The 25,747-nt window shown below is 61.8% G+C and carries 20 protein-coding genes and 2 pseudogenes; 10 read left to right on the forward strand and 12 right to left on the reverse strand.

The window, feature by feature from the left end; genetic code table 11:
• Positions 1-2: 2 nt before the first annotated feature.
• The 8 genes from ABEG21_RS19040 (at position 3) to ABEG21_RS19075 (ending at position 10,809) form a co-directional block, all read left to right on the forward strand.
• Complete coding sequence (locus tag ABEG21_RS19040; protein WP_347556989.1) at positions 3-500, forward strand: hypothetical protein; 498 nt, start codon at positions 3-5, stop codon at positions 498-500.
• Entirely contained in the window at positions 493-1,311 is an 819-nt protein-coding gene (gene sctT, locus ABEG21_RS19045; RefSeq protein ID WP_347556990.1) for a type III secretion system export apparatus subunit SctT, read from the forward strand. Before ABEG21_RS19040 ends, sctT begins: the two co-directional genes overlap by 8 nt.
• A 249-nt stretch (positions 1,312-1,560) precedes the next feature.
• On the forward strand, positions 1,561-3,060 hold the full coding sequence (locus tag ABEG21_RS19050; RefSeq protein ID WP_347556991.1) for a helix-turn-helix transcriptional regulator: 1,500 nt from the start codon (positions 1,561-1,563) through the stop codon (positions 3,058-3,060).
• Positions 3,053-5,251, forward strand: coding sequence for a type III secretion system outer membrane ring subunit SctC (gene sctC, locus ABEG21_RS19055; RefSeq protein ID WP_347556992.1), 2,199 nt, complete (start codon positions 3,053-3,055; stop codon positions 5,249-5,251). Before ABEG21_RS19050 ends, sctC begins: the two co-directional genes overlap by 8 nt.
• Before the next feature lie 202 nt (positions 5,252-5,453).
• Positions 5,454-5,636 (forward strand): hypothetical protein, encoded by a 183-nt coding sequence (locus ABEG21_RS19060; protein WP_347556993.1) that lies wholly within the window; start codon positions 5,454-5,456, stop codon positions 5,634-5,636.
• A gap of 253 nt (positions 5,637-5,889) precedes the next feature.
• Positions 5,890-6,732 carry a hypothetical protein gene (locus tag ABEG21_RS19065; RefSeq protein WP_347556994.1) on the forward strand — a complete coding sequence of 281 codons (843 nt, stop codon included), beginning with the start codon at positions 5,890-5,892 and terminating at the stop codon, positions 6,730-6,732.
• A 377-nt stretch (positions 6,733-7,109) separates the two neighbouring features.
• The gene (locus tag ABEG21_RS19070) at positions 7,110-9,500 is read left to right on the forward strand and encodes an HrpF/NolX family T3SS translocon protein (protein WP_347556995.1); all 2,391 of its coding nucleotides are present in this window, start codon (positions 7,110-7,112) and stop codon (positions 9,498-9,500) included.
• A 523-nt stretch (positions 9,501-10,023) separates the two neighbouring features.
• Positions 10,024-10,809, forward strand: a complete 786-nt coding sequence (locus ABEG21_RS19075; protein ID WP_347556996.1) for a response regulator transcription factor — start codon at positions 10,024-10,026, stop codon at positions 10,807-10,809.
• Positions 10,810-10,982: 173 nt separating this feature from the next.
• Here the strand turns inward: ABEG21_RS19075 and ABEG21_RS19080 are convergent, their stop codons facing one another.
• The 6 genes and pseudogenes from ABEG21_RS19080 to ABEG21_RS19105 all read right to left on the reverse strand — a co-directional run.
• Positions 10,983-12,095, reverse strand: coding sequence for a hypothetical protein (locus ABEG21_RS19080; RefSeq protein ID WP_347556997.1), 1,113 nt, complete (start codon positions 12,093-12,095; stop codon positions 10,983-10,985).
• A 264-nt stretch (positions 12,096-12,359) separates the two neighbouring features.
• Positions 12,360-12,782 (reverse strand): annotated as a pseudogene (locus ABEG21_RS19085) (lytic transglycosylase domain-containing protein); the annotation flags it as partial.
• Between the two features lie 68 nt (positions 12,783-12,850).
• On the reverse strand, positions 12,851-13,756 hold the full coding sequence (locus tag ABEG21_RS19090) for a LysR substrate-binding domain-containing protein (RefSeq protein WP_347556998.1): 906 nt from the start codon (positions 13,754-13,756) through the stop codon (positions 12,851-12,853).
• 100 nt (positions 13,757-13,856) lie between these two features.
• Positions 13,857-14,981, reverse strand: coding sequence for an asparaginase (locus ABEG21_RS19095; protein WP_347556999.1), 1,125 nt, complete (start codon positions 14,979-14,981; stop codon positions 13,857-13,859).
• Between the two features lie 102 nt (positions 14,982-15,083).
• Complete coding sequence (locus ABEG21_RS19100) at positions 15,084-16,268, reverse strand: branched-chain amino acid ABC transporter substrate-binding protein (RefSeq protein ID WP_347557000.1); 1,185 nt, start codon at positions 16,266-16,268, stop codon at positions 15,084-15,086.
• Positions 16,269-16,545: 277 nt separating this feature from the next.
• Positions 16,546-16,656, reverse strand: a pseudogene (locus ABEG21_RS19105) (allantoinase); the annotation flags it as partial.
• 69 nt (positions 16,657-16,725) lie between these two features.
• Here ABEG21_RS19105 and ABEG21_RS19110 point away from each other — a divergent pair.
• Complete coding sequence (locus tag ABEG21_RS19110; RefSeq protein WP_347557001.1) at positions 16,726-17,352, forward strand: glutathione binding-like protein; 627 nt, start codon at positions 16,726-16,728, stop codon at positions 17,350-17,352.
• Between the two features lie 62 nt (positions 17,353-17,414).
• Here ABEG21_RS19110 and ABEG21_RS19115 read toward each other — a convergent pair whose 3' ends face one another.
• Positions 17,415-18,950: a methyl-accepting chemotaxis protein gene (locus ABEG21_RS19115; protein ID WP_347557002.1), complete on the reverse strand. Its 1,536-nt coding sequence runs from the start codon at positions 18,948-18,950 to the stop codon at positions 17,415-17,417.
• Between the two features lie 296 nt (positions 18,951-19,246).
• Here ABEG21_RS19115 and ABEG21_RS19120 point away from each other — a divergent pair, with 296 nt between their 5' ends.
• The gene (locus tag ABEG21_RS19120; protein WP_347557003.1) at positions 19,247-20,155 is read left to right on the forward strand and encodes an SDR family oxidoreductase; all 909 of its coding nucleotides are present in this window, start codon (positions 19,247-19,249) and stop codon (positions 20,153-20,155) included.
• Between the two features lie 34 nt (positions 20,156-20,189).
• Here ABEG21_RS19120 and ABEG21_RS19125 read toward each other — a convergent pair whose 3' ends face one another.
• The 5 genes from ABEG21_RS19125 to yghX all read right to left on the reverse strand — a co-directional run bounded on the left by ABEG21_RS19125 (position 20,190) and on the right by yghX (position 25,578).
• Entirely contained in the window at positions 20,190-20,693 is a 504-nt protein-coding gene (locus tag ABEG21_RS19125; RefSeq protein WP_347557004.1) for a DUF2894 domain-containing protein, read from the reverse strand.
• A complete protein-coding gene (locus tag ABEG21_RS19130) occupies positions 20,686-21,345 on the reverse strand; it encodes an OmpA family protein (RefSeq protein ID WP_347557005.1) in 660 nt (219 codons plus the stop codon). The genes ABEG21_RS19125 and ABEG21_RS19130 overlap by 8 nt, the downstream gene beginning before the upstream one ends.
• Positions 21,342-23,639 carry a DUF802 domain-containing protein gene (locus ABEG21_RS19135; RefSeq protein ID WP_347557006.1) on the reverse strand — a complete coding sequence of 766 codons (2,298 nt, stop codon included), beginning with the start codon at positions 23,637-23,639 and terminating at the stop codon, positions 21,342-21,344. Before ABEG21_RS19135 ends, ABEG21_RS19130 begins: the two co-directional genes overlap by 4 nt.
• A 10-nt stretch (positions 23,640-23,649) precedes the next feature.
• Positions 23,650-24,552 (reverse strand): DUF3348 family protein, encoded by a 903-nt coding sequence (locus tag ABEG21_RS19140; RefSeq protein ID WP_347557007.1) that lies wholly within the window; start codon positions 24,550-24,552, stop codon positions 23,650-23,652.
• A gap of 120 nt (positions 24,553-24,672) precedes the next feature.
• On the reverse strand, positions 24,673-25,578 hold the full coding sequence (gene yghX, locus ABEG21_RS19145) for a YghX family hydrolase (RefSeq protein WP_347557008.1): 906 nt from the start codon (positions 25,576-25,578) through the stop codon (positions 24,673-24,675).
• Between the last annotated feature and the right edge of the window lie 169 nt (positions 25,579-25,747).

The following is a 25,747-nucleotide window of genomic DNA, read 5'->3' on the forward strand; positions in this document are numbered from 1 at the left end:
CGATGAATGACGCGCTGCGTGCCTGGCGCACGATCCTGTATGTGAAGCAGCGGGCGCGCGATCGCGCCGAGGAAAGCCTGCTGGCCTGCCGCAAGGAATGGCAGAAGCGCATGCAGGCGCTGAATACCGTGGAAGCGGAACGCGCTGCCAAGCAGCAGCAACGCGATGCGGCGAAATTCACCCTCGACGACGCGCTGTCCAGTGCGACGAATTTCGATCCCGAATCGTATCTGCTGCACAAGTCCTATATGAAACGCCTCGACGGCGATATCGAGGAGGCGGGTAAGGCCTGTGACGCCGCGCGCCGTCACGCGACCCATGCGCAAGGCTTGGTCGATCAGGCGCAGAAGATCTTGACGCGCGCCGAGGCATCGCTAAAGGCGTGTGCCGAGAAAGAAAAGGCGTTGAAGGACAAACGGGCGCGGGCCATCGACGAAGCCGCCGACGAGGAGTCGTGCGAAACCGCCGCGCAGCGGCTTTATAGGATGGCCCATGCCTGATCTGCAAACGCTTGCCGAATCGCTTACCGGCGTGCATACGAGCGTCCAGAGTTTGCTGTATATGCTGGCGCTGTCGAGCATTCGCACGATGTGCATCTTCACCGTGCTGCCGGCCACCGGCTCGCAGGCGATTCCCGGCGCCGCCCGTACCGGCGTGGTTTATCTGATGACCTGGTTCATTGCGGCGGGGCAGACGCCGGCCGCCTTCGATGACGACTCGATTCCCCAACTCTTGCTGCTGACCGGCAAGGAAGCTTTTATCGGCTTGTTGATCGGCTATGTCGCCTCCACGATCTTCTGGATCGCGCAGGCAGCGGGGACCTTGATCGACGATCTGTCCGGTTTCAACAATGTGCAGATGACCAATCCGCAGCAAGGCGATCAGAGCACGCCGGTGGCCAATCTGCTGCTGCAATTGGCGATCACCTTGTTCTATGTGTCGGGCGGCATGACGGTGCTGCTTGGGGCCTTGTTCGAGTCATATCGATGGTGGCCGTTGACGGGCAAGGTGCCGGATTTTCACGCCGCCGCCGCGGACCTCGCGATTCATCAAGGTCAGAATATCTTCGTGATGGCGGCGAAGATCTGCACGCCGATCATGCTGATGCTTGTGTTGATCGACATCGGTCTGGGCACCATCGGCAAAGCGGCGGGAAAGCTCGAACCGCAGTCCATGAGTCAGCCGGTACGCGGCCTCGTGGCGGTCGTATTGTTGATCGCCTTGACGTCGGCGGTCGCCGTACAGGTCAGGGACGCACTGCATTTCACGGGCTTCGCCTCGATTTTCTCGGGGCTTACCAATCAACCATAAAAGGTGGCGCCTGCTACGGTAAACAGTCGTTCGACAGAAAAGACGGATTGTTCTGTGCCGCGAAAACGGTGGGAAAATTTCGCTTCGTCGCATGCATTTACTTGAGAATCGTCAGCCGATTTCTTGATTATTCGAATTCGCACTTTTCGTTATTGTGTACCCAGTTCCAGCAAACATCTGTATGCCTGATGTTCAGCGGCGTGCTGCAGATGTTTCTCTAAGGGTATGTCTTGCGAAAGGGTGAATCTCATGCTTGGCAGAATCTACTTTGCCTTGGTTTCGGGTATTGCCTCACGGTCGTTGTTGCCCACGTATTCGAATGCTTTGCTCGATGGCGATTGGAAGGCCGCTTATAGTGCCGTTGCGTCGATTGCCGACGATAACGATCGGTCACAGCCGGATGGCGATCTCCGTCTGATTGCACTGGCCGACGCGCTTTCGCTGCGCGACCTCGATGAGGAAGCAGAGCAATCCTATGCGCGTGCACAACGTGCCTGCCGACGGGGCGATGATCAGATCCGCATGATCTCCTGCCGCAATGCGGGCTGGCAGGCCTTGAAGCGTGATCGCTTCGGCTTGGCCCGTAACTGCTTCACCCGCATCGTGCGCGACGAAGCCGCCAGTGCGGAACAGGCCACCGAAGCCTGCATCGGTCTCGCCTTGGTCGATTATCGACTCGGGCATCAAGGCACCGCCGTGCAGGCGCTCGATTATGCGATGGGCTTCGCCGAGCATCTCACCGATCCGCTTTGGGCGGAAGTCGTCGCCTTGCTGATCGACGATATCGAGATTCAAACGGCGATCCGCTGTTCCGGCGCGCTGTCCGATCACGTCTTCTGGCAATCGGCGCGCGTGACCAGCGGCTATCGCCCGCCACTCGCGACGCTGGACGACGGTGCGCCGGCCGCCGTCGTCGGCTCCGGCCTGCGCGCCGGCATGCCCGCCGCCCTGAATGGCAGAGTGCATGGCACCGCGCCGGTACCGAAAGTGATGCAACGTCATCGCGACTATCTCGAATGGCTGGCGCAGACCGGTGTCGGCGACGATGTCGCCGCGGACCGTCTTACGCGCCTGCTCGACGATATGCGTCATGGCGGCAGTGCCAGCCTGCTTCCCGAGATGCAATTGAGCGCCTTGCTGGCGGCATTGGCCGGCGGCTATGCGGCCATGGCCGAGCGTTTGCACTATGCGGTGGGGCGCCGCGATGCCGGCATGTCGGCGATCCACTCGCATCTCGATTTCATGTACGCCGATGCCAAGGTGGCGGCATTGCGCGGCAAGACCTTGAATGCCCTGACGCTTTATTCCAATTATTCGCAAGGCGCCTTGCACTGCCTGCGCACGGAAGTGCTGGCGATGCATTCCCTCGATCCGCGTTTCGACCGGGCCGTCTCCACGCGGTGCGACGACGTGATCGGACGCCTGCCGCCGAAATATCGGCCGGCCTACCGCTACATCGTCGACAACATCGCGCACAGCACCTTGGCGACGCGCGAAGTCGCGGCCTATATCGACGTCACGGAACGCTCGCTGCAGATCGTGTTCAAGCGCTCGCTGGGTCTCTCTCCCAGCGCGCTGATTCGCCAGCTTCGTCTGCAGGGCATTCGTCGCGAGTTGCAGGATGAGTCGCATGTCGTGCCCTCGGTGCTCGATACGGCGAATCGCTGGGGCGTCACCAGCCGTTCCGCGCTGATCAAGAGCTATCGCAAACAATTCAACGAGTCCCCGTCAGAGACCATCAATGGCTAAACCCGTCGCACCCGAGGGCACGATGCCACGCCGTTCCATTCGCAATGCAAAGACGTCCGCAACCGGCGCCGCACGGCGCGTCGCACGCATCGGTACGCGATTCAACCGGCACGCGATCGCCGCGGCCGCCACGGCAACGGTGCTGGCGACCATCGCCGCTACGCCCAGCACCGCCTCGGCCGCGCCGATCCCGTGGCGCACGATGCAGTTGGACTACGTTGCCGATCACAAGGCGCTACGCGATGTACTGCGCGATGTCAGCGCGAGTGCCGGCGTACCTGTCTGGATATCGCCGAAGGTCGAGGGCAACGTGACCGGCCACTTCCAGACCTCGCCGCAGCAATTGCTGAACCGTATGTCGGCGTCGTTCGGTTTCGTCTGGTATTACGACGGGTCCGTGCTGCGGATCTACGATTCGAGCGAGATGACGAGCACGACGATCGGCTTGCGTACGGCAACGATGTCGGAGTTGCGACGTACCCTGGCGCGTCTGGAAACGGTGGATCCGCGTTTCCCGCTGCGCTACGACGACGCAACGCGCACGGCGTTGGTGTCGGGACCGCCGCGATATGTCGAGCTGGTCTCGGATATCTCGAAATTGGTCGATCAGAATCACCAGGCATCGCAGCGCGATCAGGGCGTGCGAATCTTCCCCTTGCGCTATGCCTGGGCGGAAGACCATACGATCACCGTCGATGGCCAGACGATTCGCATCACCGGCGTGGCCTCGATCCTGCGTAGCCTCTACTCGGAACAAGGTGGCCCGATCGGTTCGCAGACGGCGCCGGAATCGGATGCACGTCGTCTGCGCAATGTCGCCGAATCGGCGGGCGGCGGCGGGACAGCCGACATCGGCTATGGCGGTGGCAGCCGCGCGCGTGCGCAGCCGCAGTCGAATAATGGCACGTGGACCACGGGCCTGCCAGGGCTGCTGGGCGGCGGTGGCGGTGCCGCGCCGTCCGGACCCTTTCCGCAGAACGGTGTCGGCATGGACGGCGACGGCGGTGGCGGTGGCGGCGTTTATATGAACAGCCGCAGATCGGGCGGACAATCGATCGGAATCGATCCCAGCGATGCGCCGGTGATCACGCCCGATCCGCGCACGAACTCGATTTTGATCCGGGGTGCGCCCGACCATATGGCTGCTTTCGAATCGTTGATTGCCTCGCTGGATGTGCGTCCCGCCGTGGTCGAAATCGATGCGAGCATTATCGAGATTACCGATACCGCGTTGAAGCAATTGGGCGTGGATTGGCGCGCGCATTCGAGTCACGGCGATATCGAGATAGGCAATGGCCAGAACGTGCAGGGGTCGACTGCGTCGGTTAGCCCGAACGGTTTCCCGAACCTCACTTCCACCACGACCTCCACGACGTCCGCCGTCGCGGCCACGCCGGTGGGAGGCGTCTTCACCGCCGTATTGGGTGGCGCCGGCAAGTATCTGATGGCGCGTATCAGCGCGCTGGAGCAGACCGATCAGGCCACCGTCAACGCAAGCCCGAAGGTGGCGACGCTCGACAACGTCGAAGCGGTGATGGACAACAAGCAAACCTTCTATGTGCCGGTGTCCGGCTATCAGTCCGCGGATCTCTACAGCATCTCGGCCGGCGTCTCGCTACGGGTGTTGCCGATGATCGTGCGCGGCAGCGGCATGGACGAAGACGGCGGGGGGCCGAGCCGCATGCGCTTGAATGTGCATATCGAGGACGGCCAACTGACGACGCAGACGGTCAGCAATCTGCCGGTGGTCTCGAAGAGCACGATCGATACGCAGGCCTTGATCAGTCAGGGGCAAAGCCTGCTGATCGCCGGCTATGAAGTCAATCAGGACGAGCGAACCGGCACCGGCGTGCCGGGGCTTTCCAAGATTCCGCTGATCGGCGGCCTCTTCAAATACAAGAGCCATACGGGCCAGAAGTTCCAGCGGCTGTTTCTCGTGACGCCGCATATCCTGGTAGCGGGCGGACCGCGCGACGATCCGATGCAGGATCCCGAAGTGAGCGCGCCCCCCATGGGATACACCGATCCCCCGGATATGGCGGATCAGGCGGTCATAACGCAGAGCCGCCGGACCTTCGAGCAGGCGCCGCAGGATCGGGTCCTCGGGCCGACGGTGCATTCGCGCCGTGCGACGTCGGGGCCGGCCGCGTATCCGCCGAGCGAAGACGTGCGCCAGGGCGGCTCGTCTTAAAAAAAGTCACGGCCCGCGAAGGGCCGTGACGCAATAGCTTGCACTCCCGCGATGGCAGACAGGAGCTTTGCGAAGACCGTATCAGCTGTCGCTGTCGTCGTCGTTATCCTTGATCATCGCGGCGTTCTTCTTGGCCGTATTCAAGACGTTCTGGCCCATTTGCACGATCAGGCTGTTAAGGGCCTGACTGACGTCGCTGCTGTTGGACGAGCTAGACGTCGTGTCGGTCGACGAGGTGCTGGAGGACGGCGTCGTGCTGGACGTGCTACTGCTGCTATTGGGTTTGCTGCTGCTCGACGACGAGGATGAGGACGGATGGCTTGTCGAGGATGTCGAAGGCGTATCCGAGCTGGTCGAACTGGAGGTACTGGAGGAACTCGAATGAACTTTCATGGTGCGCAGGTCTCCTGGTCATGGATCGCGGAAGCCCCTAGGCTAGAACCGATCGGCCGCGCCGTCGACGGCAGAGCGAAGCGGCGAAGCCGCCGGCGAATTTAGCGCTTTCACGGCCCGAGTTTCGCAGCGACGTCAAACGCTTCGCTTGCGGCCAGGCCATGCCTTGGTCCCGCGCCACATCATCTCGGAGGAAGTCAAACCCGGCCGGTTTGCCGGTTCATCATCTATCCATCGAGGTGGTCATGCAGATTAACGCGACACAAGGGCTGTCAGTCGGCGATGTGGGATCGTCGCAGGACACGATATCGATTTCGGGGCCCGATGCGGAGGAGCTGAAGACGGCGCTGTCGAATATGCTGTCGAAGAATCCGATGCAGAACGCATCGCAAAACGATTCGTCCTCCAACTTGGCGAACGGCAGCAGCAACGGCATGTCGGACGAAGACATCCTGAAATTGCTGTTGCAGCGCCTCGAAGGCGACAGCAGCGATTCCAGCGGTACGAGCGGCATTCCGTCGTCTTCGTCGGCCGCCTCGCCTTCTTCCTATGCAGCCGGTACGCCTTCGAGCGGCTCGCTGCAAAGCAGCCCGGTATCCGACGCGTCGAGCGAAGGTTCGGGTTTGTCCGATGAAGATCTGATCAAGCTATTGCTCCAACGCCTGGAAGGCGAGAGCGGCGATTCGAGCGGCTCCGGCACCAGCGGTATTTCGGCGCCCAGCGGTTTGTCGTCCTCGACGGGCGCCTCGGCGAGCCCCGATGTCGACGATGTAAGCGACGCGAGTGACGGCAGCAGCGACGGTTCGGATTCGATGATGTTGTCGGATGGCCTGATGAACCCGGAAGCCGATTACATCGATGCTGGCGACAGCAGTGACGGCACGACCGATGGCGACTCGTCGTCGATGTTGTCCAATGGCCTGTTGAATCCGGATGCCGATTACATCGACGCCGGCAGCGACAGCACCAGCGATAGCAGTGATACCGGCGATACGTCCTCGTCGGCCTCGGATGGCCTGATGGATCCGAACGCCAACTATATCGACTCGGGCGACGACAGCAGCACGACGGCCACGGCGCAGACGTAATGACTGCGTCACCGCGTGCTTGCGTCGCGCGAGGCGACACTGGAAGTATTGGAAAGCTTTAGCGCCTCTTCCGACAAGGCGAGGTAAGAATTTTCGCGATGGCGTCAAACGCTTCGCTTGGTTCTACCTTGTCTCTCCCCTTGACGACGCATCATGCACCGTGGCGCAAGACCCCGGCATGCGATGCCGGCATTGCCATTTCACGCGCTTCGCATCGAGCGGCCGCTCGGTCGACATCGCGCGCGCCTGCACGGCGTCTCGCGTTGCCTTGAGCCGATGCCGCGTGCGGAGCGATGCCGCGGACGCGTTATCTCGATAAAGAAGCAATCTAGTCCGGCGACCGCGCCGGGTTCTTCAGAGCACACCGTGAGGCTATCATGGACGTACGCATCTCGAATCAACCTCCGAACCAGCTGGGGCTGGAGGACCTGCCAGGCGATCCCGCCAGCGCGGACGAGCATACCGAAGCGATCAAGAATCAACTGGCCGGTATTTTCGGCAATACCGGCGGCTTGTCGGGCGTCTCGCTGCCCTCCAGCGGCGGCCTGAACGAACAGAACCCGCTGTTGCAGAACAAGACGACGCTGCTCCAGCCGAGCATCGGCACGGTGCTGCAGCCGACCACCGGCGGCTTGCCGCAAACCAGTCCTTTCCTGCAGCCCCGAATCGGCACGGTCTTGCCGACGGGCGCCGGCGTCGCCGGCGGCGCGACGGTTATCGGACTGAAAACGAATACCGGTTCCGGCACGAGCGGTACTAGCAGCGCGCAGTCGTCGATGTTTTCGGGCGGTTTGATGAACCCCGACGCGGATTACATCGATGCCTCGGATAGCAGCACGACAGGATCCACGACGGACGGCAGCACGACCGCCTCGACGACGGGCAGCAGTGCGAACAGCAGCACGTCGAGCGCATCGTCCTCCAGCAGCACGGACGGATCGAGTTCGGAGATGTTGTCGAATGGTCTGGTCAACCCGGATTATGATTTCACGCCGGCGGAAACCGATACGTCGGATATGGCCAGCGTCACGTCCGATGACGACGACGGCTCGTCGAGCAGCGCGCCGACCTTCGGTCAAGCGGCAAAGACGCTCAACAACTGGATGAACACCTCGTCGACGACGCAAGGCAAGAATGCGTCGATCGATATGGACGATCTGCAGGACATCGTCAACGGCACCGGCAAGGGCGCCGGCGCATCGGACGACGTGAAGGCGGCAGCGCAGGAAATGTTGTCCGACGGCGGTGCGCAATTCAAGGCGACGATCGGTGGCAAGGACGGAAAGGCCAGCACGGGTGACTTCGGCAAATACGTTGCGAACGATACGTCCACGCCGTTGACCGACGACGAAATGTCGACACTGTCGGTATTGGATCGCCATGCCGATGCGATCGCCGGCAAGACGTCGGATATCCAGAAGAAGATCGACGATCCGAGCACGCCGTCCGATCTGAAAGCGGCTTTGCAGCAGTTGCAGAAGGACCCCTCGCTGCTGAATATGCTGGATGCCGGCAAGAACGGGAAGGTGGATGGCAAGATCGGTAAGGAGGATATCAGCCGACTGACGTCGAAGCGTCCGGAGATGGTCGCCTATAACGAGCAGCAGGCGCAGTCCTATGTCGATAACTACATTCCGTCGGACGACACCGACGACCCGGACGCCAAGCCGCGCGAGATGGATGCGAACGATGCGATGCGCGAGTTGTATCGCTACTCCGACTATCTGCCGGGGAATATCTCGAAACAGTCGCTGCAGGATATCGTCGACGGCACCGGCTCGGAGGGCAAGGCGCCGGCGCAGTTAAAGGCGGCGGCGGAATACATGCTCAGTAATCCGAGTGCCTGGTCGACCGTGGCCGGTTCGAGCGGATCGGTATCGCGTGGTCATATGGAAGACGCGATCTCGAAAAACATCACGCTCGACCAGAACGAAAACACGACGATGCAGACGCTGTCGGATAACGAGAGCACCTTCTTCGGCGATGGCAATCTGACGCGCGACAAGTTGACCTCGATCGTCAATGACCCCAAGAGCAGCGATGCCGTGAAAACCGCGGCGCAGCAGCTGTTGAACGATCCGATGCTGTTCGGGATGTTGGACAACGGCAAGAAGGGCAGTTCGGGTAATCTGCTCTATGCCGCGGACGACGGCAAGATCAGCAAGGGGGACTTCGAGGCATTCAAGTCGAAGCTGACGACGGCCGGGCAGGTGGCCAGCACGCCGGCCACGCACGAACCGACGACGGCTGCGGATCAAGCCGCTACCCAGGCGATGGAGGCTGGCACCGAAGATCAGCCCGAGCAGAAGAAGTCGAAGGGCGGCGGACTGATCAAGTTCTTCGAGGGCATCTTGCACGTCTTCTCGAAGATTCTCGACGTCGCGTCCACGATCCTGGGCGCCTTGGCGAAGATCCCGGGGATCGGCGAAATCTTTGCCGGTGCATCGGTGGCGACAAAGTTGGTGTCCGGCGAGGCGAACGTGGCCGCCGATGCCATCGGCGGCGCAAGCAAGGAGCAGATCGGCAAGGACGAGGAGCAGGCCTTCGAAGGTGCCGGCGAAGCAGCTATCGGCGCCGTGACGGTGCCGGGCGTGGGTGGGGCGTTGATGAAGGGCGCGGAAGAAGGCGTCGACGCTGCCACTACGGCCACGAGCACGGCCGTCAAGAGCGGCCTGAAAGATGGCGTAACGGATGCGGCCAAGGACAATGCCGAAGACGCCGCCACGAGCCAAGCGCAGCAGGAGTACCAACAGCGCACGGCAGCCTGATGATAATGGGGCGCGTTCCTGGCCCCATTTAACAATTAGGACGATCTGTATAGATTTCGCCTATCCGGGATTATAGATTTTGACAATGGGTGATTAACTGATCTGTGCCATGCGTATGACATGGCACAGATTTTTTATTTTGGGAAAAGTTTCATATTGCTTTCAGACGTTACGATTGTAACTAAATGTGACTATAAGATGCCTTTATGAGGAAGCTTATGGTCATTTTCCATATGAAAATATGTCAAATATCCAAACAATTTGTAATTTTAACGGTTTAGATGTTTCAAAAGTTTATCAAATGTATCAAAGGACGGACTTGTCGCATCAGCATGGTCGTTCTTTTCGGAAATTAGTACCGTCGGGGCGTGAAGTTGATTTGTTAGAGATTTACAATTGAAAAAAAATTAATCACTCGGCAAATTTCTTGAATTATGATTTCTCGGTACTGAACGGCATTGCTGACAACGCTGCGCTCAACGCCGGCGTTGGACATGAGTCAGTTTGCATACTGGAGAGCGTCGTGATATTTGCCTTACTCACCAAGAGCGAAACGGTAAGAAATGCAATTTCGGAATTCGTCGAGAGGGAAGCGGATTGCCAGCCGCTCTATTTTGAGTTACGCACGGACCTGATCCGGCACCTGACGTCCCGCGCGGCCATCGACGTGGTGGTGATCGATGCCGATCAAGATCTCGAAGCGGTGGGACGCATCGCCTCGTGGCGGTCGTGCCATACGCGTTCGGATTTCAAGATACTGGTATTGGGACAGTTTCTTTCCGCCGAAGCGATGGCGCGCGCGTTCGAGATGGGCGGCGACGATATCGTGGTGGGACACTTCAATGTCGGTGAAGTCTATGCACGGGCAACCCGCTGCTATACGCAACTGCGTTCGCAGAAGCGCGAAACCACTCATATCGAATTAGGCGATTACGTACTCGACCAGTGGTCGCAGCGGGTCAGCCATCGCGGCGAATACGTCAAACTGACTGCGCGCGAATTCGCCATTGCCTGGCTGTTCTTTTCGAATCCCGGCGCGTTGTTGAGCCGTCCGCGCATTGCGATGGAGATCTGGGGGCAGGCCTCGGATCATGTGGGACGCGCGTTGGAACAGCATGTCTATAAATTGCGGCGCAAGCTGTCCCTTCTGGGCGATGCCAGTGTCGAACTGAAGGCGGTTTATGCAGCAGGTTATCGGCTCGAACCGGCGCCGGGCAGTCAGCGCGGCCTCCGTGACGATGCCCGGTCGGCAAACGACGCGATGTCCGAGCGTGCCGGCCACTATCCTCACGCGATTGCCTGGAGCTGAGCGTCGGCTCGGATTGCGCTTTCTCGTTTTGATCTATTCCATGCCGGCCGTGTGTCCTTCACACGGCCGCGCGCCTTTCTGTATGACCTCCTGATCCGATAACGACGCGTGCCGGGGTGATCCGGCCGCGCCATGCGCTGCTCCTCTGCGTAAGTCTGCCGTCGGCGCGCGCTTCAGTTCCGCGTCAGGTCGACCGTGGCCTTGGAGACCATCGTTCGGGCTTTGTTGACTTCGATCGCTGCCTGCAATTTCGTTTGCATCAGGGTCGATGCGGCGATCGATTCATGCGCATTCATCGCTTTGGTGGGCGACGGCTCTTCCGCGGCAGGTGGCTGGTGTTCGGGCGTCGGTGCCTGTGCGATGCTCTGCTTCAACGCTTGCTGCAATTGCGCTGCTTCCTCCTCGTGGCTCGACGGCGGCATGAAGGCGTCGGCACGGCTATGCGCCAGCGCTTGCTGCAACTGCGCCGCCTCCTCGTCGAGGCTGGACGGCGGCATGAAGGCGTCCGCGCGACTCAGTGCCAGGGCCTGCTGAAGCGCCGCGTCCTCCGCATCATGACCCGCGGACGGCGGCATGAATACATCCGCGCGACTGTGCGCGAGCGCTTGCTGCAATTGCGCATCCTCATCCTTGGCGCTCATCGGCGGATTAAACGCTTCCGCCCGGCTAAGCGCAAGCGCTTGCTGCAGTTGTGCCTCATGCGGATCATCGCTGCGCTGTGCCGGCATGAATGCATCGGCGCGGCTATGGAGCAGGGCCTTTCGCAGCTGTGCGTCTTCCTCGCCGTGGGTCGACGGTTCCAGGAAGCTGTCGGCTCGGCTATTGGCCAGCGCGGTTTGCAACTGCGCTGCTTCGTCCGCAGTGTCGATCGGCGGTTTGAAGTCCGCACGCGGAATTGCCGTCAGCGCTTGTTGCAAATCGCTATTGGATTGCAGCGGCTTGCGCGGTACGTGTGGCGCCTGGGGCGATTGTTGCAACGCTGCCGTTTGCTGCGGTCCGCGCGCGCCGTGGGGCGTGGAAGCTGACGCGTCGCTGCGCATTGTCGGCATCGATTGTGTGCGGCGCAGTGCGCTGCCACCCACCTCGCGTCGCGCGGTCGGCATCGCATTCAGGGCCCGGCTCGGTCTGGCCGAGGTGCTGTTTTTCAATGCCGCCAAGGTGCCCGACACCTCTTGCGTTTTTTTTGCTGCCGGCGGCTTGGCACGCGCGGTGCGCTGCGCCGTCCCCGGGAGGGTGGTGCCGAGGATCTGAATCAGGCGCGAAGCGATTTTTAACGGTGGCGGCATGAGCTATGTCCCAAAATAAGCCGGTGGCGAGGGCGCATCGCTGAACCTGCGATGCGCTCGTTCGGCGTTGGACGCTTATTGCAGGGTAGGCGCGCCCTGGCTGGCGTTCAAGTCCTGGTTGGCCGCGCGTGCGGAAACATTTCGGAAGCGTGTCAGGGCGTTCGTTCTCGGCCCGTTCTGCGCCCCGACCGTGATCGCATCGTCCTTGCGCCGCGCGGTGCTCCCGTCGATATCGGCATCGGCCAACGCGGTATCGGTGCCGTAGGGCAGGCGATGCCATCCGCGCAGAATGCGCTTGATCTGCGCGACGTACTGATCGCGATACACCGGCGTGGCGGAGTGGTAACTGCCGATGGCGGCCCAGGTATTGCCGTAGCGATCCATCATATGACGCAAATGCCAGGCCGCGACATAGACGTTCTTGCAAGGCTGCATCAAGGCGGCGCGATCGACCCCGTACCGCGACCACTGCGACAGATGGATCGAATTGATCTGCATCACGCCGTAGTCGACCGAGCCGTTTTCGTTCTTGTGCTCGGCCGTCGGCTGATTATGCGATTCCAGCCAGGCGATGGCGCGCAGCACATCGCCATTGACGTGATGGTAGGCGGCTGCCGCATCGAAGCAGTTGGCGTAGGCGCCGGGACTGGCGAGCAGCAGAAGGTAGAAGGTGAGCCGGAGCTTCATCGCTATCCTCGAATAGGGGCTGCTTGAGGATAGGCCGAACGATGTCGCTTGCGTGGATCGTATTTCGGTCAGGCGGCAACCGCTTCGCCGACGAGCCTTCTTGCGATGGCTTGTGGCCGCATTGCGCCCAGTAACTGCGTTTTGACCATCTCGATCAGGTCTTCGTTGATTTTCTTGAAATCCGGATTGCTGCTATAGCTGCAGTACCAGGCGAGTGGCAGTTGCGGCAATCCGAGGCGCTCGCCGACATCGGTCAAGCCCGTATGGTGCAAGGCGAGACTGGTACGAACCGTCACCGCTTCGCCCCATTTGCAATAGCCGAAGATGCCTTGCAGGCTGGGGCTGCTGTACAAGACATCGCCGAACCAGGATGAGGAAGACAGCGCCGCCAATGCGGTCGAGCGGAAGGGGCAGGGTTCCTCGAGCATCGCCACCGGGATCCGGTCGGACTCGGGCAGCGTGAAATTCGGCGCGCCCAACCACACCATCGGCAAGGAGAAGACTTCGCCTTGATTGCTCGCGTCGTCGCGGCGCTCGGCGATGACCAGATCCAGTTGCTGACGCCGGCCCATCACGATGAGGTTGTCGGTGCGATCGACGCGGAATTCGAGCGACACGTCGCGGTAACGTTGATTGAATGCGGCCAGCAAGGACGGCATGAACCAGTCGGCGAGGTCCTGCGTCAGGCCGAGGCGAAAGCGTCGACCGGGTGCATCGACAAAGGCCATCAAGGCCTCGTCGTGCAAACGCAGCAATCGTTGCGCATGGTGGATCAGGCGCTCGCCGTCGGGCGTCAGTACGACGTGGTGCGACGTGCGCCGGAATACCTTGGCGCCGAGATCGTCTTCGAGCCGTTTGATTTGCTGGGTGATTGCCGAGGGCGAGCGGCCCATCAGGGAGGCTGCCTCGATAAAATTCTTGCCGCTGGCGATCAACAGGAAGCTGCGCAGCACAGGAATATCGAAATCTCGCATGAATCCACTCCATTCGCGGCGAAGCCGACGCCGACGCGAGCGCTGCAAGCACACCGAGGAGTGCTTGCAGTGCCAGCATCGAGACGATTCCGAACGCGCGTTAGTAGTCGAAGAAGGCTTGCTGTAGCGACGCATCGCCTGCATGGCCTTCGGAAGAGGCGTGGCCTGCCACGCTGTGATCTCGTGCCGTCGCGCCCGCGACGTTTTGCTCGCCGCTTAAAGCCAGCATCATCAAGATGCGCGCCTTTTGGGGCGCGTGATCGTCGGCCACGAGCCAGCCGAAACGATAGTCCGGCTGCGCGGCGTTGCGCACGACCACGCCGCTGCCGGTGCGGGAAGCCCGCACGACATGAATGCCCCGTTGCCGCGCTTCGATCAGCAGCGGAATCAAATCGGCGGCGATATTGCCGTTGCCGGTTGCCGCGTAGATCACTGCTTTGACGTCGCTTTTCAAGACGGCTTCGAGCATGATCGCGTCGATGCCGCCATGCGCGTAGACGATGCCGACCGACGGCAGCGTGTCGATATCGTCGACGGACCATTCGCTGATGATCGTATGACGTCGCGCCACGCTGCGGTAAAACAATACCTCGCCTTCGACCACATAGCCCAGCGGCCCGAATGGCGATTTGAATGCTTCGAGCTTGAAAGTATTGACCTTCGCCACGTCGCGCGCCGTATGAATCTCGTCGTTGACGACGACCAGCGTCCCCTGCCGGCGCGACAGGGGCGATCCCGCCACCAGAATCGCATTGAACAGGTTGAGCGGTCCGTCGGCGCTCAACGACGAGGGCGGACGCATGGCCCCGACGAGAACGACCGGCTTGTCGCTCGGCAGCGTCAAATGCAGAAAGTAGGCGGTTTCTTCCAGCGTGTCCGTGCCATGGGTCACGACGACGCCATCGACGTCATCGCGTTTCAGCAGTGATGAGATGCGCTTGCCGAGCTGCAGCAGTTCGGCGCTGCCGAAATTTTCCGAACCCAGTTGGAACAGCTGTTCCGCGGTGATGTCGGCAACGTCCGCGGCAGCCGGCACGGCCGCCAGGATGTCGGTGATCGAGACCACCGAGCAGTCGTAGGCCGACGTATTCGTGGTCGATTCGCCTCGACCGGCGATCGTCCCTCCGGTGCCGATTAAAACGATGCGCGGCTTACGCGGCAGCCGGGGACTATGCCGATTGCGCGATGTCGCCGGGGGCGCTGCTTGGGTGTCGATGCCCGTCATGAGGTTTTCACGCGCGGGCCCGGGCGCAGGATGCATCATCCGCCCGGGCCGCATCGTATCTCCCTTTTTTGTGTCTGTTGATTTGATGCCTGGTACGGCGGCTTACATCTTCAGTGCGTCCAGCAGCGTTTGCTTGCCCGACTTGAAGGTGTAGACCGAGATGACGCCTTGCTTCAGGTCGCCCGTCGAGGTGAATTGCTCGCTGCCCAGCACGCCTTGGTGATTCGTTGCCGGCATGGCGGCCAGGATCTTCGCCGGGTCGACCGAGTTGGCGGCCTTCATCGCATCGACGATCACATTGACCGCGTCATAGGCGAAGGGCGCGTTGACTTGCGGCGGTTGGCCGAAGCGGGCCGTGAAGCGCTTGGCGAAGGCCGGACCGTCGGGCATCTTCTCCAGCGGGGCACCAGCGATCGAACAGATGACGTTGTCGGCGGCTTCGCCGGCGAGCGACGGCAGCGTCGGGGTGCACAGGCCGTCGCCTGCCAGCACGTGGGCGCGGATGGCCAGTTGTCGTGCCTGCTTGGCGAACGGGCCGCCGGTGGCGTCCATGCCCCCGTACATGATCACGTCGGGGCGCTCGCCCTTGACTTTGGTCAGGATGGCGCGGAAGTCCACCGCATGGTCGTTGGTTGCGTCATGCGACAGCACGGTGAGGCCATTGGCCTTCGCCTGCTTCTCGAATTGGTCGGCGAGCCCCTGGCCGTAGGCGGTGGCGTCGTCGACGATCGCCACGGTCTTGGCTTTCAGGTTCTTGCTGGCGTAGTTGGCCAGTGCCGGGCCTTGCTGCGCATCGGTGGCGACCACGCGGTAGGCGGTTTTGAAACCTTGCTCGGTATAGGCCGGGTTCGTGGCCGACGGCGACACCTGGACGATGCCCGCGTCGCTATAGATCTTCGAGGCGGGGATCGTCGTCCCGGAATTCATATGGCCGACGACGGCAGCCACTTTATCGTCGACGAGACGCTGTGCGACCTGCGTTGCCTGACGCGGATCCGATGCATCGTCCTGTCCGTCCAATTGCAGCGTGACCTTCTGGCCGCCGATGGTCAGGCCCTTTTTGTTGATTTCCTCGACGGCAAGGCGCGCGCCGTTCTCTGTGTCCTTGCCGTAGTTCGCGTTCGGGCCGGTCAGCGGCGCGGCGCTGCCGATTTTGACAATTTCGTCGGCGTGGGCGTGCGCGCTGAGGGACAGCAGCAGTCCGACACCCAGGGCGGTACCGATGGACGGAAGCGCCGCTTTATTCGACGGCAGGGCGAAGATCGACGACAGAGGCTTGATTAACATAGGAATAGGCTCGTTGTTCGTGAACGTGGTGGCGAGAGCGGCAGCGTTTTTGGGATGGCCCGCACCCTGTTTTTTTGCAAGTACCGCGAGACGACAGGGCCCAATGTAGAGGCACCAAATTGATTCGAATTGAACGTACGGGCAGAAAAATAGAACAAACGCGACATCGATCGAATTACTATTACGCGACGCCTGATTACGGCATTGTCCGCTGCGGCGACGATTCGGCGCGGAGGGGGCAAAATGACCGTCGTGGGCTGTTCGTCTCTGCGGACTGCTACGCGCCCGGCGCGACATAAGGATGCTGCGCAATCCGATGGCGGGCGATATCGATACGACGCGCGATCCAGACCGGTTCGTGCTGTTGCACGGAATCGATACAGCGCTGAGGTCCCGCCCGATGCCCGTTATCATGTCACGATGGCGGCACATAACGGATCTCTAGGGGACAGTGCAGATGTCTATCAAATTATTTGCGTGGGACACGCCGAACGGCCGGAAAATTAGCGTGGCGCTCGAGGAAATGGGGCTGCCGTATACGGTGCATCCGATCGACATTCGCAGCGGCGCGCAACATGGCGAAGCCTTCCTGAAGCTAAGCCCGAATGCCAAAATTCCGGCGATCGTCGATGACGAGGGCCCGGATGGTCAGCCAGTCAGCCTCTTTGAGTCAGGCGCGATTTTGTTATACCTCGGCGAAAAGACGAACCAATTTCTGCCGAAGCCCTTGCAGGCGCGGATTCCGGTACTGGAGTGGCTGATGTGGCAAATGGCGGGTTTTGGCCCGATGCCTGGACAGGTACATCACTTTCTGTCTGTCGAATCGGAGACTGACCGCGAGTATGGTTTAAAGCGCTATAGCGCCGAGACGCGCCGCTTGTACGGCGTGCTCGACAAGCAGCTGGGGGAACACGAATTCGTGGCAGGCGATTTGTCGATTGCGGACTTCGCCATTTTGCCATGGGCATGGCGGCATCCACGTCATAAGGTCGCGCTGGAAGATTTCCCGAATGTGCGCCGGTGGTACGAGACGTTGATGCGTCGGCCCGCCGTGCAGCGCGGTTTTGCCGTGAAACTGGATTGACGCGCGCGGAATGCATAGCCGCCCGGCACTCAGCGAGCGCCTGTATCCCAGGCGCTCCCGGTTCAAGCAGCCATCTTGAAAACAGACACCAGATCGCGCAACTGCGCTGCTTGAGATTCAAGCGAGCCGGCAGCCGCGGCGGCTTCTTCCACCAGCGCGGCGTTTTGTTGCGTGACTTCGTCCATCTGCGAAACGGCTTGATTAACCTGCTCGATGCCGCGGCTTTGCTCGTCGGACGCCGCAGCGATCTCGCCCATGATATCGGTCACGCGTTGGATGGCGCCGCCGATGCGCTCCATCGACTCCCCGGCGCGACCCACCAGATCCGTACCGATTTGTACGCGTTGTCCCGATGTCTCGATCAGATCCTTGATCTCCTTGGCCGCCGCCGATGAGCGCTGCGCCAGCGAGCGTACTTCGCCTGCCACCACCGCAAACCCGCGCCCTTGTTCCCCGGCACGTGCCGCTTCGACGGCTGCGTTCAGGGCCAGAATATTGGTCTGGAACGAAATGCCTTCGATCATGCCGATGATCTCGGCGATCTTGCCCGAGCTTTCGTTGATTCCCGCCATCGTTTGCACGACCTGCGCGACGATCTCGCTGCCTTCGACGACTGCTTCGCGCGCCGTCGACGACAGGCCATTGGCCTGTCGCGCGTTTTCGGTGTTGTGGCGTACCGTTGCCGTCAGTTGCTCCATGCTCGCAGCCGTTTCCTGCAGCGATGCGGCCTGTTGCTCGGTCCGCGAGGACAGATCGTTGTTACCGGCCGCGATCTGTTGGCTGGCGGTGGCAATCGCTTCGCTGCCGGTGCGCACCGACGACACGGTCTGAACCAGGCTGGCCTGCATTTTCGAGAGGCCACCCATCAATTGGCCCATTTCATCGTTGCTCGACGCCGCGATGCGTGCGCGCAGATCGCCGGCGGAAATCGCATCGAAATGGCTGAGCGCGGAACGGAGCGGCAAGCCGATCGCGCGACCCAGCGACCACCAGGACCAGAGCGCCAGCAACACGCCGGCGATCAATGCGGCGATCGTGAAGTCCATGACCAGATGCATCGTTGCCGTCGCGTCGTCGTAGCCATTGCTTGCCTTCGTCGATAGAAAGGTGTTCAGACCTTCGCGGGACTTCAGCAACGCGGAATAGGCTGTGCCGACTTGGAGCATCTGATCCATCGCCTTGCTGCCGTCGTTGCTGCGCGCTGCCGCGTAGACGCTATCCAGTGCCTGTTGCATGGCGAGCCGCTTTTCCTGCATGCCGGCAGCCAGTGCCAGCGATTCCTTCGACTTCTTGATGGCCATGAACGTCTGCCATGCCTTATCGGAATCGGCGCGCAACGCCATGCCTTGGTTGATCGCGGTTTCCAACGCCGGGCTACCAATGCCCTCGATGGCTTGCCGTGCGGCGGTGCGTTCCTGCGTGGCGCCCAGCACCGAGTCGCCGACATAGCGAACGGCCGGCATCTGATTCTGGAAGGTGTTTTGCAGCGCGGCATTGGAACGGCTCAGGCCATAGATGCCCAAACTACCGATCGCCACAAGCATGACGGCCAGGAGGCCCGATGTCAGGCCAACACGGGCCTTGATGGTAAGACTCATTGCATTCTCGGTTAAGGCGTGAAACGCCGCGATACGCTTTACAGAAGTCGCGCAGACGGATTCGATAACGGCGGGAAGAGGGCAGAATGAAGCGGCGGATTGTCGCACCGGGGGTGTGCGCGGATTGTCAAAAGTTCTTTTTTGCATGCGCCGATTCTGGGCGATAGGGGTCGACCCTCGATCTGGGAAGGGCGCGCAATCGCACGCCAGGCACGGCTGTCGGCCATAACTGCGGAGGCGAGGAACGGGGTTTGCGACAGGGTAGGTACGTTCACCAACGCTTTTGGAGGCTAACGATGAGTGACAACACCGTCCGCAATCAATTCGAGATGCGCAACCCGTTGACGCAATATCCCCAGCCGCCGTTCGCGCATCAGGTACAGCAGCGCCCGGGTCTGGCCGCGAAGATGCAGCCGAAACCGGATCATGGCGAAAACAGCTATCAGGGCTTCGGCCGACTTGCAGGGCGCAAGGCGCTGATCACTGGCGCCGATTCGGGCATCGGGCGCGCCACGGCCATCGCCTACGCACGCGAGGGCGCTGATATTGTCTTTACACACTTGCCAGAAGAGGCGGAAGAAGCGAAGCAGGTGGTTGCCTTGATCGAGAAGGCGGGACGAAAGGCGCTTGCCCTGAGTGCCGATTTGTCGAAAGAAGATGTTTGCGAGAATGTCGTCCGCCATGCGGTCGAACACTTGGGCGGGCTGGATATCGTCGTCAACAACGCGGGTCGCCAAACCGCGCAGGCGGAGATCGCGGATCTGACGACGGAGCAGTTCGAATCGACTTTCCGTACGAACGTTTTTGCGACGTTCTGGATCAGCAAGGCGGCATTGCCGCATTTGCCGGAAGGCGCGACGATCATCAACACGGCATCGATCCAAGCCTATCAGCCGTCGCAAAATCTGCTCGACTATGCACCGACGAAGGCCGCAATCGTCGCCTTCACGAAAGCGTTGTCGAAACAGGTCATCAGCAAGGGCATTCGCGTCAACGCCGTCGCGCCGGGGCCTTTCTGGACGGCGCTCGAACCGTCAGGCGGACAACCCCCGGAAGCGATTCCGACCTTCGGCGAGCAAGTGCCTTTCAAGCGCCCCGGTCAACCGGCCGAGATCGCGCCGATGTATGTCTTGCTGGCTTCGCAGGAATCAAGCTACATCACCGGTGAAGTGATGGGGGTCACCGGCGGGCAAACACTGCCGTAAAGTGCGCAGGCGCGTGTCACGCGGGGCTTTGATGTCAGCCCGGTGTTGCACGTTTGCCGGTATTTTTCGAAGAAGACTTGCCGGCTGTCTTGCTTGCCTTTCGCGCGGTTCCGCTGGCTGGTGCTGCCGTGGCTACACCCTCATTCGATCCGGCAGAGGCGACGGCGGACAGGTTACTAAGCTCGTCGACGTATGCCAGCAGATGCTGCAGATAGCCGGGGGCCGTGCCTTGCATTAGCGATAGCGCGCGATGCACGAGGCTTCGCGAGTTCAACGGACCGGCGTTCTCCGGGACGTACTGCAAGGAGCGGCGCATCTGGCCATCGAGCCGCAGCGCGGCCCACGTCTGCCTGAAGTAGGGCAGCACGACCATTTCGGGATAGCGCGGAACTGCCGGTCCCGCGCTCTGCTCCATCACTAGCGTGAGAGGCGGCGTTCGCTCATTGAGCAAGCGCGTTAGTTCACGCAGCCCGCCGTCTGGCTGCTTGGCGTTTTCGCCCGATGCGGGACGGACATCGTCGCTAGACGGCTTATTCACTGGTCTTCCCCGGGGCAGCGTTGCCAGATGACGGCCGAGGGACCGCGGCGATTTCGACGCGGCGATTCTTCGCCCGTCCCGCATCGTCATCGTTCGAACTGACCGGTTGTTCCGAGCCGAAAGCCGCGGCGAATACCGATGCCGCGGGGATCCCTGCATCGATAAATGCACGCGTCACGGTCAGTGCCCGCTGCGCCGACAGCTCCCAGTTGTCGGTAAAGCGCGCATTGCCGACGCGTCGCACCTGACGATCGTCGGCGAAACCACTGATCATCAAAATTTCGTCGTGCGATTGTAGATACGAGGTCAGCGGAGGTACTAATGACTTCAGCAAGGCCTGCCCTTGCGGTTGCAGCTGATCCGAGTTCACTTCGAACAAGACGCTGCCATTGATGCCGATACGGCCATTGATCAACGTGACGCGGCCGGCGGCCAGCGGAGCTGCTAGTGCCTGCTCCAACGTTTTGCGGCGCGCCATCTCCTGTTGCCGCTGCTGCGTTTCATGCGACAGCTTGGCCGACAACTGCATCTGCACGCCGACCACGCCCACCAGAATCAGCACGAACGCTCCCAGCATCACCGACATCAGATCGCCGAATGCGGCCCATACCGGTGTTGCCGTACTGACGCCGTCTTCGATGTCGTCGCTCATGCCGCGGCGGCTCCTGGCGCAGTGCCGCGCACGTCATGGCCGCGCTGCGCGCTGAGATGTTGCAGATTCTCGATGATTTGCTTTTGCGACAGCATGCTCAGATCGATGACCTCGCGTGCTTGCGCGATATAGAAGCCGAGCTGTTCGTCGCTACGCGTCATCGACTTGTCCAGCGCGCTTTCCACCCGTTCGAGGTGGGTGACAAGGGTGCCGTTCGCCGCGTCGAATTGCGAGACCGCGTGCGTCATCGCTTCGGCGAGGCTCGAAACATCGGCCGCACCGCTGCTGATGTTCGCGGCGATGCCGTCGAGCTTGCCGCTTTCGTCCGCCACCCGTTGCGCGAATTCCGCCGCGATCTGCGTGAGCAGGTCCGACGAGCGGCCGACCAGCGTATCGATCGCCGTGCGTTGCTCGGTGGCCGCGAGGTTAACCCCTTGCAGCAGCGTTTGCAGCGTGTCGAGCAGACGCGCGCGTTCGTCGAGCGTCGCGGTATCGCGCGCCACGCTTTCGGAGAGTTGTTCGCGCATCTCGCCGATCACCGCAGCCGCGGCTTTCGGTGCCTCTGCCGCAGCGGCGGCCAGGGTCGAGATCTCCGCGATCACGCCGCGCGCATGTTCCGCGCTTTGCGCCGAGATGGTCGTGGCGGTATCGGACAAGGCATCGCAGATAGCCTGGTGGCGCAGCGTGGTTTCCTCGGCAGACTGCGCCCACTGTGCGCGCATCGTTTCCGACGCGGCATCCATATTGGCACGCCACGCGTCGAGGCGGGCCGTATCCTGATCGGCGCCCATTGCCACCTGCGTACGCATCGTCTCCGCGATAGCTTCCATCTGGGCACGCCAGGCGTCCAGGCGGGCGGCGTCCTGTGCCGCCGATTGCGTCCACTGGTCGCGGAGGGCGTTGGTGGTCGCTTCCAGCCGTGCATGCCATGCGTCGAGACGCGTCTTCTCGTCGTCGGCGAGCTGCGCGCGCAACGCGGTGTGGGCACCGCCCAGATTGTCGAGCAACGATTGCGCGCCGCTCGTGAACGCGGCATGCGCATCGACCAGCGACTTCTCGTGCCGCGCGGCCAGTTGATCGCCGGCGCGCGCTTGTTCGGCGATCGTGTCGCGCCAAGCCTGCGCCGCAGTACGCACGCTTGTCTCGTATTGTTGCGCCAGCGTGCCGTGCATCTCGCGGGCGTGTGTCTCGAAACCGGTTGTGAACTGCGTCAATGCATCGCGCAAGTGCATCGCTTGATCGGCCCCGGCTTGCGTATGGGCGTGGAGGGCGTCCTGCCACAAGGTAGCGACTTCCGTCGTCGATCTCGAAAAACCGTCCGTCAGACCTGCCAGTTGATGCTGCACTGCTTCGCCTACGGTCCGTTGCAGTTCGCGCATTTCATGGCCGATGCTGTCGAACGTCGCCTGTGCCACCGGCTGCAACGCGGCGCTGGCAGCCTGAGCGCCCTCGGCCACGCTTTGTCGCATGGCCTCGCCGACCGAACGCGCCAATTCGAGATAGACCCGTTCCGTATGTGCGTGGAAGGTCTGTTGCTGCGCGGCTTGCCGCTTCTGCGCTTCCAGATGCTGTTGTTCGATCGCCGCCATCGTGGCTTCCAGCCGCGAGACCAGTGCCGGCATCACATCCGCCTGCCGCTGCAGCAATGCCAACGAAGTATCGCGTTGATGCCGTTGCGAGAAGACACGCAAGATGCTGGCGATGCGACCGTCGAGCACCTGCACGATCTGCAGGCGTTCGCGACGGCACAGCGCGGCGAGGAGGCCCAGCATCGCCGAGGCGGAAACGCCGGCGATCGAGGTCCCGAATGCAAAGCCGAGGCCTTTGATCGGTGCGCCGAGCGAGGCGCGGATCGCATCGATATCGGCCGCATTGGCCATTGCGGTGCCGGTGCCGCGCAGGGTGACGACCATCCCCAGCAAAGTGCCGAGCATGCCGAGCAACACCAGCAGGCCGACGAGATAGGGCGTCAGCACCGGCCCCGGCAAGGCCGTGCGTTCACCTTCGATCCGCGTGCGCACCGCATGGCGCAATGACGCCGGCAGCGGCGCGAGCCATTCGTCCAAGGCGGGCGGGGCCGCTTGCAGCGTGGACAGCCGCAGTGCCAAGGCACGCGTCTCGCCGCGGTACCGATGCAGTTCGAACGCGCCGCCGGCATAACAGGCGGCGATCACGACGGTCATCAGGAAGGCCAGCGGACTGCTGCCGGCCTGGCTGAGATAGCCGGCGCCTACCCAGCACAAAACGGCCAGGCCGATCAGGAAAATGACGTAATGAAGACGATATCGGGACATGGCGTCCTATTCAGCAAGAGGTGTGTAGTGCATGCAGCGCCGCGGCGAGGCCTTCGATCGGTGCAAAGCGCAATGCGAGTTCGGCGAGCATGACGCCGCGCATCGTGTCGCGAAAACCGTCGATCCAGGCCCGCGGTGCGGGCTGCAATGAAAGATGTTCGAGTGGGACGTCGCCGGATTCCTGTGCTGCGACGTCTTGAGCGTGTGCATGAAGTCGGCCGAAATAGCGGCCGAGCGTATCCGACACGCCCGCCAACAGCGCGCGCTCTTTCTGAGACAAGGCGCGCTCCAGGACGGCGTCCACGGCCGCGAGACGCGCGCCGTCCGCCGAACACGCGGTCAATGATTGCCGCAGATGCGCGCGCAAATGGGCAATCCGGGTTTCCATCGTCTGTTGCAACGACAGGCAACGCTGCCGAAAGAACGTCTCCTCCAATGCGGCATCGGAGACGAAGGCCTGCGTCGCACGCGGGCCAGCAGCGGGCGCAGCGGTAGCGGTCGTTCGATTTGCGTCACTTCCCGCCGCGATACCCCCCCGTCCCGCAAGGGAGGCGCTGCCGGTGCCCGGACGGGCGCCCGGGGCAGGCTTGCGGGCCATGAAGGCGCTGTCGGCATGGATCGTCTCGGTCAGCCCCCGCCGGACCTGCGCCGCCATGGCGACATCCGGATGCGTGGCGCCCTGGGCGCACGGTTGCGATGCCGACAACGGGGCAGACGTCGGTGCTGACGACAGCGCCGACGACAGCGCCGACGACAAGGCGATCGCGTCCGTCCAACTCAGCCAATGGCTCAGTTGGTCAGACAGCGTCTGGGCGGAAACGGAATGGGAGGCGTGCACCGGGCGGGCCTGAAGGTCCGCCAAAAGGCGGGCCAGCGGCGTGCTGCCCGGTGACGCGCGCGGGGGGACGAGCACAGTACCGACGACAAACGAAAAGCCGGTAGTTTACACGGGGATGACGCCCGCGCCGTCGGTTCTTGCGTATTGCGCGCGGCCGCTGCGCGACAAATCGCAAAAAATCCTGAGAAAATCCTGCTAGGCCAAATACTTACGGAACCAGTGGAGTGTGCGGTCCCAGGCCAGCGTAGCGGCTTTTTCGTCGTAGCGAGGGGTGGTATCGTTGTGAAATCCGTGGTTGACGCCCGGATAGATATACCCTTCGTAGACTTTCCCGTTCGCTTTCAGGGCCGCTTCGTACGCCGGCCAGCCCGCATCGATGCGCTGATCGAGCCCCGCGTAGTGCAGCAGTAGCGGCGCCTTGATACGCGGCACGTCCTCGGCCTTGGGCTGCATGCCGTAGAACGGCACCGCCGCTTTCAATTCGGGATAGGCGACCGCCGCCGCATTGGCGACGCCGCCGCCGTAACAGAATCCGACGATGCCGACCTTTCCGTTCGTCATGCTGGGCGTCAGCAGCAATTCGACCGCGGCAAAAAAGTCGTTCATCAGTTTTGTCGGATCGACTTGATTCTGCAACGCGACGCCTTGCTCGTCGTTGCCGGGATAGCCGCCCACCGAGGACAGGCCGTCCGGCGCCAATGCGAGATAGCCGGCTTTGGCCAGCCGTCGCGTCACATCCTCGATATAGGGATTCAGTCCGCGGTTTTCATGGACCACGACCACGCCAGGAAGGCCGCCCGCCGCGTTGCCGAGCGCCTGCGCCGAGCGTGGGCGTACCAGATAGGCGCGCACGGTACCGTTGCCGTTCGGCGAGGGATAGGTGATGTATTGGGCGACGATGTCGGGGTCATCCGCCGCGACCTGGCTCGCCAACGCGTAATCCGGGCTCATCAAGCTCAGAATCGAGGCGGCGGTCATGCCCCCCACCGCGTATTTGGCTGCCCGATCGAGGAACATCCGACGGGTGATCTGCCCATGCGCATAGTGATCGTACAGTTCCAGCAATGCGGGATGAAAGTCCTTGGCTGTCAAACGCGGCATACATCACTCCCTGGATCGTTTTTGAGAAAACAGATATGAGGCGGCAAATCGGCTGAGGGCGGCCGGCGGGGCGAGGCTTGATGCGCGCCGGCCATTTTTACCGCAAAACTATGACATGGCGGTCGCTGGATGGATATTGAAATCATCGGATTTAGGGATAAAGCCGGAT

The sequence above is a fragment of the Robbsia sp. KACC 23696 genome, from assembly GCF_039852015.1.
In the GTDB taxonomy this organism is placed as follows: domain Bacteria; phylum Pseudomonadota; class Gammaproteobacteria; order Burkholderiales; family Burkholderiaceae; genus Robbsia.